Below are 13,675 nucleotides of genomic sequence, written 5' to 3'. Positions count from 1 at the left end.
AATTCGGGGCCCTGGACCTGGTGACTGCTGTCACCGGTCGCTGACGGTTGTCACCAGATCCACTTCCCACCCGGCAGCAGGCGGGCACTCGATGGAGGGGTTGCCCCTTGCCGGAGGAACAACCCGTTCACATGAGTTCACTCCGAGCAGTGAATCCACGCAGCCCACACACCCACCTGGAGACGAGCGACATGGGAATCAGCAAAGGCAGCGCGCAGTGGAACGGGGGGCTCAAGGACGGCCAGGGGGTGATGAAGCCCGCCCACGCCCCCGAGGCTCCCTTCTCGTTGGGGACCCGCTTCGAGGGAAAACAAGGGAGCAATCCCGAGGAGCTCATTGGCGCGGCGCTCTCGGGATGCTTCTCCATGGCCCTGTCGCTCGGCCTGGAGACCGCCGGCCTCAAGCCCACGAGCATCAAGACGTCCGCGGACGTGCAGCTCGACAAGCAAGGCGCTGGCTTCGCCATCACCACCATCGCGCTCACCACCGAGGCCATCGTGCCCGGCGCGAGCGATGAGCAATTCCAGAAGATCGCCGAGGAGACGAAGAAGGGCTGCCCGGTGTCCAAGGCACTCGCCGGTACGACCATCACGCTCAAGGCGTCGCTCGCCCGCTGAGCGCCGCCTCGGGTCCTCGGGTCATCCCCTCCGGTGGCGGACGCATCCACCGGAGTGCCCGGGCACGGCGGCGCGCGAAGGAGCCGCCGTGTCCGAGCGCTCGGGGACTACCAGCAGGTGATGCCCACGTTGTTGTAGCGCACGTTCGCGGTCTTGAAGACCAGGGTCCGCATGTCCCCCGCCGCGAAGCCGCTCTCGCCGCAGGCGCAGGTGGAGCCCGTGCCCGTGCACGACGTCCAGTTCGTGGTGTCGCCGCCTCCGTCCACGCGGTACTCGGCGTTGAAGACCGCCTTGTTCTGGCTCACGAACGAGGTCTTGTAGACGCCACACTCCTGGTAGCGCTGGCACTCCTCGTTGATGGCGAAGTCGAAGTACGGGGCGAGCTGGGTGACTTGATCGATGTCATTCTTGAGCGCGATGCCCAGGCAGTTGGCATGGGCCGTGTCGGCGAGCCAGCGGTTGTAGGCGAGCTGATCCGCTGCCGTGATGCCCCAGCAGGCCTGGTCGGTACACGAGATCTCATCGTCGTGCGAGTAGGCATCGACGTTGTCCGGCTCGACCGCGTCACATCCCTTGGTCTTCGCCAGTTGAATGCGCGTCGCCATCACGTCACGCACCGCCTGCTTGCGGTGATCCAACCACCACTCACAGTTTCCGCCGCTCTCACACCAGTCACCCATGATGTGGATGGACTCGTTACAGTCCTCGCCGGGGCTGCAATAGGTGTTCTGCGGGAACTGGTTGGCATCCTCCCGCCAGTTCTCGAAGGAGCCGGCGCTGAAATAGCAGACCACCTTCTTGCCGGCGTTCTTGTACGCCTGGATCGTCGTGCTCGTGGTCTCATAGAGGTCCACGACGTAGACCTGGGCGTTGAGATTCGTGGGCAGCGAGCTGTTCTCGAGGTCCCAGATCCAGGTGGAGCCCTTGGGGAAGCTCGGAATGGTGCACGCCGCGCTGTCCACCGTGCTCACGGCCGTGTCGCCGCTCCCCGCTCCCTCCCAGGCCTCGTCCCCCTCCAGGGGCTGGCACGCGGACATGAGCAGCGCGGAACAGGAAATCAGACAGGTCAGCCGCTTCGACATGATGTCTCCCTTCATGCGTCGGTGTTGAACTTCGCCGCGCATAAGCCACGCCATGCCGCTCGTCCGCAACTGACAAATGTGAAGTCCGAGAAAATGTCGAATAACAAGAAAATTAGCAGAACCCGCCGCTGATCCGGCGGGTTCCCCTCTCCTTTTCTTAGAGGGAGAGATCGATGCTCACGCGGATCCCGAAGTCACACGAGGCCGTATTGCCGGACGCGTCCTTCGCGGTGCAGGTGATGCGGGTCAGGCCGGGCAGGAAGATGGTGCCGGGGGGAATCGAGCAGGTGACGGGCGCCGGGCCGCAGGCATCCCGGGACGAGACGGCGTACTGAAGGGAGACACCGATCTCGCCGAGGCGGATCTTCGCTTCCAGCGCGAGGGGGCAGGTGATGGACGGGGGCGTGTCATCCACCACGGTGACCGAGCCCACGCACTGAGCGCTCGCCGCGCCATCCGAGGCAATCAACGTGACGGCGTGGCGGCCCGGGCCGAAGGACGCATCGGGCGACTGGGACACGGAGAGCGGCGCCGGGCCGTGGTCCGGATCGTAGCTGCCATTGTCCACGCTGGCGCGGGCCTGACAGGAGGCATCGGCGCGGACGGTGACGTCGCGGCAGAGCGCCACCGGGGGTTGGTTGCTCGGAGGCAACTGGCAGGCGAGCTCCATCGAGGTGGAGGTGGTGTTGTTGCTCTCGATGCACTCGGTGTGGCGACCCCCGCCCTGGCCGTCATCGTCCGCGATGGCCGAGAAGCTCACCGGGCCGTTGGGTGGGGCGGGCACGGAGAGCGCCGCGAGCGCGCTGGTGCCCACGGGCAGCGCCTCGGCCACGGAGGCCACGCCGAGCAGCGTGCCGCCCGAGGTGGGCTCCCCGTCGAAGAACGCCACCTTCACGCCCGCGGCCACCGGGGCCTCGCCCTGGTTGAGCACGCGCGCGCGGAGCACGACCTGGCCCTCGCCCTCGCACGTGGCGGACAGCTCGGACACGACGAGGTCCGCGGCGGCGTAGGGGCCGGGGCCCTCGCCGAAGTGGTTGGCGACGTTGGCGTGGAAGGTGTTGAGCCGCGGGTGGAGCCAGTGGCTCGTCGAGGCCGCCGGGATGGAGCCATCGTCGAGGACGTTCGTCACCGAGTAGGCGTGCTGGTTCCAGAGGCTCCGGGTGCCCGCCCACCCCTGCCGCCCCTGGAACACGCGAACGCCGTGGGTGCCCGGGTAGGCATGGTCGTTGGAGACCACCACGAGCTCCGCGGCGGGGTCCCCATCCACGTTCGCGACGACGGGGTTCTCGTGCGTGGTGCCCGAGCTGTTGGGAAGCTCCCAGCGCACGACCCCTGTGGCGGCGTCCAGGATGCGCAGCTTCAGCTCGTCGGCGAAGACGATCTCGAGCGTGCCGTCATCCTCGAAGTCGAAGGTGGTGGAGCCCACCTTGCCGGAGCTGAGATCCTGGAGGGGGGTGGACCACTTCACGGAGCCGTCGGAGGCGAGCGCCGAGTACGCCCGCTCTCCGGCCACGCCGATCTCCAGCGCCCCATCTCCGTCGAAGTCCGCGAGGGTGGGCGAGCCCCCATGACCCCCGCCGGGAACGTCGACACTCCAGCGCAGCGAGCAGTCGTCGTCGAGCAGGCTCACCCTGCCACGGCCCGCCACGACGATCTCCCCGGCCGGGTCCTCATCGAAGTTGGCCACGGCGGCGAAGCCATGGGGAATCTCCGTGTTGACGCACAGCGGGGTGCCATCGTGGCGGTAGATGGCGCGGTCGTTGACCACCTCCTGCTGGCCGTCCTGATCGATGTCCGCCGCGAAGGAGACCGGACCCGTGTACTGGGCGCCGCCCATGCCGTCGGAGCCCACCCACTTCAGCGTGCCGGTGTGATCGTAGACGCGGTTGCCGTCGAGGATCTCCACGAAGCCATCGCCGTCCAGGTCCGCCAGCGAGGGGCCTCCCCATTCGTTGTAGTCGTTGGCGGCGAGGGCCGAGCGGAACTTGAAGGTGCCGTCGTTCTCGAAGCAGATGATGCCGCGGCCGTTCTCGGGGATGGCGCAGATCTCCACCTGACCATCCTCGTCGAGGTCTCCGGCGGCGAGGCTGGCGGCGGGCTTCACCCGGGCCGCCGGGTCCGTCACGGCCCACAGGTCGTGCCCGTCCTCGCCGCTGACGGCCCGCAGCACGCCATCCGCCTGGAACGTGCCTCCCGCGAAGGTGCTGAAGACGATGTCCGCGACACCATCTCCGTTCACGTCCACCACCACGGGCGTCATCATCACCTGGTGGTGCTCGGGCATCACCGCGCTGCCCGTCCACGCCCACTTCAACTCCGGCTCGAGGACGCCCGGGGCCGGCGGCCGCACCTCGCAGCGCTCCGCCAGGGGGCGCGCCTTGAGCGTCATCTCCTCCTGCGGCGCCTGCGTGTTGCCGCACCCCGTCACGGACAACATCCCCAGCACGGCGAACATCCGCCCATACAACGGCCCACTCCCTGCCACATGACGATGGATACCGTTTCGCGTCTTCATGCCGTGTCTCCTCCCCTCACCGGCCAGACCGGGGACAGGGCCCACCCAAGAGCCACGCGTGCCGGGTGAGCAGTCCTGGTTCCATTTCATTGGAGCAGAGCGCTGGAATTGGATCTCCATGCCCTGGGTGTGCTCGTGCCGCACTCGGAGGCTGCTCGCTCGGGCTCGGTCCTCCGCCACCGTCTCGGTTCATGGACTGACACGGTCAGGAGATGCGGGGAATCGACCAGGCGAGTCCGGAGTGTTGCTTCCCTGGCCGTCGACTGAACAAACCCGGCTGTTCCGGCGGGCCAACTTCCTCCGGGTGCGCTCTTCCTGGTAGACATGACGTATCGCGCCAGATGTCCGGCCGGAAAAACCCATGGAGCACCGGTTGATGCAGACAGCAGACGCCTCACCCCAACAAGTCTTCCGTCAACTCAATCAGGTCTCCCTCCGCACCGTGACGGCCCACGCCGTGCCCATCGTGTATCTGATCATGGTGATCATGGGCTTCTCGGGGGAGGAGGTGACTGGGACGCTGTTCATCATCGCCCCCGCGCTGCTGCTGATCGGCGTCGCGGGGCCGTACCTGGTCCTCAACTGGCTGGTGTCCCGCGCCCTGCGCGAGACCGATGTATTGGAGTCCAAGGAGGCCCGGCTGCAGCGCATCCTCCGCCTGCCACAGGCGTACGAGGGCGGGCTCATCGCGCTGACCGCGCTCGGCACGGCCGTCTATGGCGCCGTCCCGACGCTCTACTACCCGGACAAGAATCCGTGGGCCATTCCCTGGGCCATCGTCACCGTCGTGCTGCTGTGCCTGCTCAGCGGCATCCACAGGCGCTTGATGTTCGAGCAGGTCCTGCGCCCCCATGCCATCCAGGAGTTCCAACGCCATCCGGAGCTGGACCTGGGAGGCTCGGGTTTCTCCTGGCCGCGCTACCGCTGGTACCTGCCCTACGCCTTCGCCCTGTTCATCCTCTGCGCGCTGGTGGTGAGCTTCACGGTGCTCGGCCAGGAGGCCCGCCCCGTCTATGCGCAGGTGCTGGCACAGGTGGACGCCGCGCCCCCGGGCCAGGCCTCGCCCTACCTGCGGGCGGCCGTGAGCCGGGTGCTCGAGTCCTCCGCCCTCCCGCTGTTGCTGCTCAACAGCTACCTGCTGTTGGTGGCCACGCTCTCGGCCTTGAGCCTCGCCCGGCATCTGTCGGAGGGCGCGCGCAGCGTGCAGGCCTCCATGGAGGCGCTGGCCGAGGGCGCGCCCATCCTCCCCGAGTGGTCCTCCACCGACGAGATCGGCGACCTGGCCGCCGCCACCGCCCGCGCCTTCGCCAAGCTGCGCGACTTCTCCCTGTCCCTGCGTGACTCCGCGGGCGCGCTCAAGAACAGCGCCGAGCAGCTCGGCATGTCCACCACCAAGCAGACCGAGGTGCTCACCCTCCAGGCCACCGCGCTCCAGGAGACCCAGGTCACCGCCCAGGAGATCAAGGAGACCTCCGCCATGGCCACCCAGAAGGCGGAGAACGTGCTGCGCCAGACCGAGCGCGCCAATGAGATCAGCCAGGTGGGTGAGAAGGCCATCGAACGCACCCTGGATGGACTCAAGGCGATCCAGGGTCAGGTGAACGAGATGGCCTCGCGTATCCGCGCGCTCGATGAACGCGCCCGGCAGATCGGCCGCATCACCGAGAGCGTGAAGAGCCTGGCGGACCGCTCCAACATGCTCGCCCTCAACGCCGCCATCGAGGCGGTGCGCTCGGGCGAGCACGGCAAGGGCTTTGGCGTGGTGGCGCGGGAGATCCGCTCGCTGGCGGATCAATCCATCAAGGCCACCCACAACGTGAGCATCATCCTCGAGGACATCTCCGAGGCCATCCGCTCCACCGCGGCCATCACCGAGGAGGGCTCGGCGAAGGTGGGCAGCAGCCTGGGGGAGATCCGCGAGTTCGGCGAGACCCTCCAGCAGTTGTCCAACATCGTCCGGGACAACGCGCAGTCCGTGCGGCAGATCACCACGGCGGTCAATCAGCAGGGCACGGGCATCACGCAGATCTTCCAGGCGGTGAGCGACCTGTCGACGATGATGGACCAGACCATGGCCCAGCTGAACACCTCCATGGGCGCGGTGGACCTCGTCCGGGACGTGTCGCACCAGGTGTCCAACTTCCTCGGCAACTATGGCTGGCAGGAGAAAGAGAAGAACCCGGAGTCGTACTGAGGCCCCCCCGCGCGCGGGCTCCAGGCGGGCGGACGCCGGGGGCCCCCTCCGTGGCCGAGTGTCTTTCGTGTTAAAAATCGAGCCCTACTCCAGGGGCGAAAGACATGTCCTCCACAGCCGAGCGGCTCATTGAAACGCTGAGAGCGGAAATCCCCGCTCTTGGTCAGCAGGGCGGAGTCGTCACGCCCTCCGTCTACGACACGGCGCAGGTGCTGCGGTACGCCCCGCCCCCGGATGCCCAACCCGCCATTGACTGGCTGATGGCGCAGCAGCATGCGGACGGAGGCTGGGGACCCGAGGTCATGCCCCTGGCCCGGCACGTTCCCACGCTCGCCTCCGTCCTGGCGCTGCTGGTGTCCAGCGACGCGCCGGGCAGCCACGACGCGGCGACGCGCGGACTCGACTTCCTACGCCGCAACGCGGAGCTCTGGTCCTTCGAGCAGGCGCTCCCGGATGACATCCCGGTCGCCGTGGAGCTCGTCCTGCCCCGGCTGCTGGAGGACGCGGCCGCGCTGGGGCTCGATCTGCCCCAGCAGCCCTTCCGGTTGCTGCGCACGCTGGGCGAGCGGCGGCGCGGGTTGATCGCCCGGATGAAGATCCGCGCGGGCACCACGCCCGTCCATGGCTGGGAGGCGTGGGGCACCCAGGCGGACCCCGCGGTGATCGACGCCACGCAAGGCGTGGGCAACAGTCCCGCGGCGACCGCGCTCTGGCTCAACCGGCGCCGGGCGGCCACCCCGGGAGCACAGGAGCTCCGGGGCGTGGAGGAGTTCCTCGCGGGGGCCTCGGCGGCGACCCGGACGGGCATTCCGGGCGTCGTGCCCACCGTCTGGCCCATTCCCACCTTCGAGCGACCCTGGGGCTTGCTCGCCCTGCTCTCCTCGGGACTGCTGTCCCACCCGGCCCTCCAGGACGTCATCCGTCCCCAGCTCGAGGCCCTGCACCGGGCGCTCAAGCCCGAGGGCATGGGCATGAGCGACAACTTCGACGTCGACGGGGACACCACCACGACGACCGTCGCCCTGTTGGCCAACGCGGGCCACGAGGTGGATGGCCGCGTCCTGGAGCGCTACCAGCGCGATGGGTTGTTCATCACCTACTCGCACGAGCTGCAGCCCTCGCTGACCACCACGGCGCATGGCGTGCTGGCCCTGGCGATGCTCGGCCAGGACGCGTCCCAACCCCTGCGCTTCCTCCTGGAGAAGCGTGGACACAACGGGGTGTGGGTGGGCGACAAGTGGCACTGCTCCTGGCTGTACGCCACCTCGCAGGTGATGGGGGCCCTGGCCCAGGCGGGAGCGGCGGCGGAGCTGCGCGCGAGCGCGGAGGCGATGATCGCCCTGCAGCGCGACGACGGTGGCTGGGGCGTGGGCACGGCCTCCAGCGCGTCGGAGACGGCCTTCGCCGTGCATGCGATGTATGGGCTGCGCTCGGCGCCGGGCGCTAGCGGCGTGGCGGTACGGCGCGCGCTGCGCAAGGCCGCCGCCTGGCTCACCGCCTGGGACGCCGCTCCCCGCGCCGCCGAGACACTGTGGATCGGCAAGGAGCTGTACGGCCCCGTCCGGGTGGATCGCGCCTTCGTGCTCACCGCCCGGCTGGCGCTGGAGCTCGACCGCGAGCTGCTCTCGCGCTGAAGCACCGGGGGGAGTCGGTGGTGGCCCCTCCACGTGGGTGTGGCGGAATGACCCAGCCCGCCCCCACCTGGAGTGCGGGCGACGGGCGCCCCTTGCGCTCGCGTCTGCCCCGTGCCCCTCGAGCACCACTCGTGGGCGGTGGACCCCGTTCTGCTTGATGAACGACTTGGCATGCTCCGTGCTGTGGAGGGTCTCTGGACACACGGAGCGATCTCGGGTCTGTATGCGCCGCCTACATCAAACACAGCAGCCAGACGGACGGGTCTTCTCGCCCATGTCCTCCACCCCGGGTGGAGGGGCACGGGGGGAGCGGTTGGACGGGGACCCCGCGGGAATCCGACTTGGAGAACTCATGAGCCACACCCACTCGGCGGGCCCCAGGCGCCTGTCGCTTTTCGCCACACTGATGCTCGCCGCCACATCGCTCACCGGTTCGGACGCGCTCGCCCAGCCCACGGGCCTGGGCCGCTTCGAGCTGGAGCGCCTCGTGCTCAATCCCAACGGCCAGGGCTCGCTCACCGTGGGAACGGGCGAGCTGCTCCCCCAGGGAGGCTACCGGCTGTCGCTGCTGGGGCACTACGAGAACGATCCCCTGGTGATGTACCGGGACGGCAACCGGCTGGGCTCGGTGGTGCGCGACCGCGTCACCGCGCACCTGCTGGCGGCCTGGGCTCCCTTGCGGTGGCTGGAGCTGGGCGCGCAGCTGCCCGTGGTGGCGTGGCAGAACGGGGATGACCTCTCCGGGCAGGGCGTGGGCGCACCGGCGCGCACGGGCCTGGGCACGCCCATGGTGTACGCGCGGCTGGGACTGCTCGCGCAGCAGCGCGAGGCGCCATTGGATCTCGCGCTCGAGCTGGGCGTGGGCCTGCCCGTGGGCAGCGTGGACACGCTGTCGCGGGACGGGAGCGTGCGCCTGGAGCCCAAGCTGATGCTGGGCCGGCGCTTCGGCGGACTGCGCGCGGGCGTGGAGGGCAGCGTGCTGGTGCGGCCCTCCGTCGTGTTGGGCGAGGGCGGCGAGCTGGAAGACGAGGTGGGCAACGAGGTGCGCCTGGGCGCGGTGGTGGCCACGACGGGGCCGGGGCTGCGCGGAGAACTCAACCTGCGCGGAGTCCTCCCGCTCGGCGGCCAGCCGCGGTCCATGGAGCTGCTGGCCGGTCTGCGGCTGCCCCTGAGCGAGCGCGTCGAGGCCTATGCCCTGGGCGGTCCCGGCTTTGGTGACACCCTCGGCACGCCCACCTTCCGCGCGCTGCTGGGCGTGGCGCTGGTCGACGGGAAGCCGCGCGACGCCGACAAGGACGGCATCGAGGATGGCCAGGACAAGTGCCCCAACGAGGCGGGCCCGGCCGAGCGTCAGGGCTGCCCGGTGCGCGACGCCGACCGGGACGGCATCGAGGACGGCCAGGACCAGTGCCCCAACGAGGCGGGTCCGGCCGAGCGCCAGGGCTGCCCGGTGCGCGACGCCGACGGGGACGGCATCGAGGACGGCCAGGACCAGTGCCCCAACGAGGCGGGTCCGGCCGAGCGCCAGGGCTGCCCGGTGCGCGACGCCGACGGGGATGGTACCGAGGACGGCCAGGACCAGTGCCCCAACGAGGCGGGTCCGGCCGAGCGTCAGGGCTGCCCGGTGCGCGACTCCGATGGGGATGGTCTGGTGGACGAGCGGGATGCCTGCCCCTCGCAGCCAGGACTGAAGGAGCTGCGCGGCTGCCCGGCGAAGGACAGCGACAACGACGGCGTGGCGGACCACCTGGACAACTGCCCCACCGAGGCGGGTGTGGCCGACAACCAGGGCTGCCCGGCGAAGCAGAAGCAGATGGTGGCCATCCAGAAGGGCAAGCTGGAAATCAAGGAGCAGGTGTTCTTCGCCACGGGCAAGGCGGTCATCCAGCCGCGCTCCTTCAAGATGCTGGATCAGGTGGCCAAGGTGCTGCGTGAGCACCCCGAGGTGGAGCAGATGGTCATCGAGGGCCACACCGACAACCGGGGCAAGGCGGAGGCCAACCGCAAGCTGTCCCTGGCTCGAGCCGAGTCGGTGAAGAAGTTCCTGGTGGGCAAGGGCGTGGAGGAGTCGCGCCTGGAGGCCAGGGGTTTCGGCCCCGATCAGCCCATCGCGTCCAACGACACGGAGAAGGGCCGCGCGACCAACCGGCGCGTGGAGTTCATCATCACCACCGCCGAGCGCGAGCTGAAGTAGCCGGAGAGGAATTCGAAGAACATGAACACTCCAATCATCAAGAAGTGGCTCGCGGCGGTCCTCTGCCTGCTCTGCGCGCAGCCAGCACTGGCGGCACGGGACATCTACCTGCTGGGCAACGGCCACAACGGACCGCTCGATGTCACCACGGGCCAGCTCGTCGTCAACAGCTACGCCAAGGTGGCGGCCAACGTGGCGCAGGGCGCCACGGAGCTCTCCGTGGACACCAACACGGGCTTCTCGCCCGGGGACCTCGTGCTGGTGCACCAGTCGACGGGACTCACCCCCGAGCCCGCGCCGGGAAACATCGCGGACATCAACCTCGGCAACAGCTCGGTGGGCCGCTGGGAGCTGGCGCGGCTCAGTACCGCTGCCATGGAGTCGGGCAAGCTCAAGCTGGATGCGCCGCTGATCCACGCCTACACGGCGACGGGCGCCCAGGCCGTCAAGGTGCCCGAGTACACGGACGTCACCGTCCGGGGTGGCGCGGAGCTGACCGCTGATCCCTGGAATGGCTCCAAGGGTGGCATCCTGGCCTTCCTGGCCAACGGGGCCGTGACCATCGAGTCGGCAGCGTCCATCAATGCCACGGCCCTGGGTTTCCGTGGCGGGCAGTACATCAAGGACACCACCACGACCCGCCGGGCATGCTCCAGCGACACCGAGGCTGCTCCCGGAGGCGCTCAGCGGGCCGAAGGCGTCGCACCCGGTCTGTATAGCCCCACGTCCACCGGACGTGGCAATGGCGCCAACGGTGGCGGTGGAGGCGTGTGCTACCTGGCGGGTGGCGCAGGCGGCGGCAGCTCGGGCCGGGGCGGTGATGGCGGCAAGACGCACTCCTCGTCAGATGGCGCGCGCTCCGTGGGAGGAAAAGGCGGCTCCAGGTTCATCCTCGATCCGCTCAACCGGATGATCTTCGGCGGCGGCGGCGGCGCGGGACACGGCATCATCGATTCGACCGCTCAGGGAGGCAGGGGGGGCGGCATCATCTTCATCCGGGCCAAGAGCCTGGATGGCGGTGACGGCACCATCCTGGCCAATGGCGCTTCCGGCCCTACCACGACGGGCAACAGCGGCGCGTTTGGTGGAGGAGCCGGCGGTACCGTGTACCTGCGCTTCGCCCAGCTCGCGAACTGCAATGTGCTCTCCCAGGGTGGTCGCGGCGGCGACACGAGTCTCAGTACGGCCTTCATTGGCCCGGGTGGCGGTGGTGGCGGCGGGCGCCTGCTCATGCAGTCCCAGACCGGCACCTGCGACATCTTCGCCGACGGAGCCGTCGCGGGCCAGACGCCCACGCAGCGTCCCGGCGACACGGTGAACTACGGCGCGACCCCCGGCAGCACGGGCGAGGTGGCGCAGATCGTCAATGATGGTTTCCCCGAGACCATGCCCACGCCCGTGGTGGTCACGCCCGCCAACGGGAGTTCCACCAACAACCAGCGGCCCACCTTCACGGGCACGCTCGACCCGTCCTTCCCGACGGGCGCCCAGATCATCCTCACGGTGACGACGGGCACGACCACACTGACCATCAACCTGCCTGCGGCGGCCAACTGGAGCTATACGCCCACCTCGGACCTGGCGGTGGGCAGCTACACCGTCTCCGCCGTGCTCACGAAGCAGGAGGTCTACAGCCCGCAGAGCAACACCAACACCTTCACGATCGACATCACCGCGCCCGCGGCGCCGGTGGTGACTACGCCGGCCAACGGCTCGCGGACCAACGACACCACGCCGACCTACAGCGGCACGGCCGAGCCGGGCAGCACCGTCACGGTGATCGTGGACGGCACGCCCTTGCCCCAGACCGTCACGGCGGATGCCAGCGGCAACTGGAGCATCACCCCCACCACTCCGCTGGGACAGGGGTCGCACACGGTGACGGCCACGGCGAGGGACGCGGCGGGCAACGTGAGCACCAGTTCCAACACCAACACCTTCACGGTGGACACCACGCCTCCGGCGGTGTCGGTGACGACGCCGGCCGAGGGCACCACCATCAACGACGCCACGCCGACCTACAGCGGCACGGCCGAGCCGGGCAGCACCGTCACGGTGAGCGTGGATGGCACGCCCTTGCCCCAGACCGTCACGGCGGATGCCAACGGCAACTGGAGTCTCACCCCCACCACTCCGCTGGGGGATGGGCCGCACACCGTCACGGCCACGGCCACGGACACGGCGGGCAACTCCGCCACCGACAGCAACACCTTCACGGTGGACACCACGCCGCCCGCGGCGCCGGTGGTGACTACGCCGGCCAACGGCTCGCGGACCAACGACACCACGCCGACCTACAGCGGCACGGCCGAGCCGGGCAGCACCGTCACGGTGAGCGTGGACGGCACGCCCTTGCCCCAGACCGTCACGGCGGACGCCAGCGGCAACTGGAGTCTCACCCCCACCACTCCGCTGGGGGATGGGCCGCACAACGTCACGGCCACGGCCACGGACACGGCGGGCAACGTGAGCACCAGTTCCAACACCAACACCTTCACGGTGGACACCACGCCTCCGGCGGTGTCGGTGACGACGCCGGTCGAGGGCACCACCATCAACGACAACACGCCGACCTACAGCGGCACGGCCGAGCCGGGCAGCACCGTCACGGTGAGCGTGGATGGCACGTCGGTGGGGACTGTTACGGCGGACGCCAACGGCGACTGGAGCATCACCCCTACCACGGGCCTCTCGAATGGCTCGCACACGGTGACGGCCACGGCCACGGACACGGCGGGCAACTCCGCCACCGACAGCAACACCTTCACGGTGGACGTCGTCATTCCGGCGTCCCCCGTGGTGACCGGTCCTCCCAACGGCACGGTGACCAACGACAACACGCCCGTCATCACCGGCACCGCCCCGCCCAACACCACGGTCACGGTGATCGTGGATGGCAACCCCATCGGCACCACGACCTCGGACGCGGAGGGCAACTGGACGTACACGCCCTCCACCCCGCTGCCCGATGGCCCGCATGACATCAACGCCACCACCACGGATGACAAGGGCAACACCAGCCCGCCGTCCAACACCGTCCACGTCACCATCGATACGGAAGTGCCAGACACCACCATCATTTCCGGTCCCTCCTCGGGCACCACGCCCGACCGGAGCGCGACGTTCGAGTTCGACTCCGGGGAGCCGGGCGTGACGTACGAGTGCCGCCTGGATGGTGGGGAGTGGACGCCGTGCACGTCACCCGTCACCTACGACAACCTGCCCGATGGCGAGCACACCTTCGAGGTCCGCGCCCGTGACTCCGCGGGCAATGTGGACTCGACGCCCGCCACCCACACCTGGACCGTGCACGTGGGGGACATCGACTTCCGCGGCGATGGTCTCGGCTGCTCGGCCTCCGGCGGGGACTCCTCGCTGGTGCTGATGGCGCTGGGCTCGGTCCTCGCGCTGGCCCGCCGTCGCCGTCAGCGCTGAGCCC

General features: G+C 69.2%; 7 protein-coding genes. 5 read left to right on the top strand and 2 right to left on the bottom strand.

What is annotated here, in order from left to right:
* Window positions 1-191 precede the first annotated feature (191 nt).
* Window positions 192-617 carry an OsmC family protein gene (locus CYFUS_RS20480; protein WP_095986759.1) on the top strand — a complete coding sequence of 142 codons (426 nt, stop codon included), beginning with the start codon at window positions 192-194 and terminating at the stop codon, window positions 615-617.
* A 107-nt stretch (window positions 618-724) separates the two neighbouring features.
* Here CYFUS_RS20480 and CYFUS_RS20475 read toward each other — a convergent pair whose 3' ends face one another.
* Both CYFUS_RS20475 and CYFUS_RS20470 read right to left on the bottom strand, forming a co-directional pair.
* Window positions 725-1,699, bottom strand: a complete 975-nt coding sequence (locus tag CYFUS_RS20475) for an endo alpha-1,4 polygalactosaminidase (RefSeq protein ID WP_157758546.1) — start codon at window positions 1,697-1,699, stop codon at window positions 725-727.
* Between the two features lie 157 nt (window positions 1,700-1,856).
* Complete coding sequence (locus CYFUS_RS20470; protein ID WP_095986757.1) at window positions 1,857-4,214, bottom strand: FG-GAP-like repeat-containing protein; 2,358 nt, start codon at window positions 4,212-4,214, stop codon at window positions 1,857-1,859.
* A 376-nt stretch (window positions 4,215-4,590) separates the two neighbouring features.
* On the opposite strand from CYFUS_RS20470, the gene CYFUS_RS20465 reads away from it, so the two are divergent.
* The 4 genes from CYFUS_RS20465 (at window position 4,591) to agmC (ending at window position 13,671) form a co-directional block, all read left to right on the top strand.
* A complete protein-coding gene (locus CYFUS_RS20465) occupies window positions 4,591-6,408 on the top strand; it encodes a methyl-accepting chemotaxis protein (protein ID WP_157758545.1) in 1,818 nt (605 codons plus the stop codon).
* Between the two features lie 104 nt (window positions 6,409-6,512).
* Window positions 6,513-8,042 carry a hypothetical protein gene (locus tag CYFUS_RS20460; protein WP_095986755.1) on the top strand — a complete coding sequence of 510 codons (1,530 nt, stop codon included), beginning with the start codon at window positions 6,513-6,515 and terminating at the stop codon, window positions 8,040-8,042.
* Window positions 8,043-8,394: 352 nt separating this feature from the next.
* A complete protein-coding gene (locus CYFUS_RS20455) occupies window positions 8,395-10,236 on the top strand; it encodes a thrombospondin type 3 repeat-containing protein (RefSeq protein ID WP_095986754.1) in 1,842 nt (613 codons plus the stop codon).
* Between the two features lie 21 nt (window positions 10,237-10,257).
* Window positions 10,258-13,671, top strand: a complete 3,414-nt coding sequence (gene agmC / locus CYFUS_RS53975; protein ID WP_095986753.1) for an adventurous gliding motility protein AgmC — start codon at window positions 10,258-10,260, stop codon at window positions 13,669-13,671.
* Window positions 13,672-13,675: the final 4 nt, after the last annotated feature.

The organism is Cystobacter fuscus (assembly GCF_002305875.1).
Classification (GTDB): domain Bacteria; phylum Myxococcota; class Myxococcia; order Myxococcales; family Myxococcaceae; genus Cystobacter; species Cystobacter fuscus_A.
This window is presented reverse-complemented; position numbering and strand designations above follow the sequence as displayed.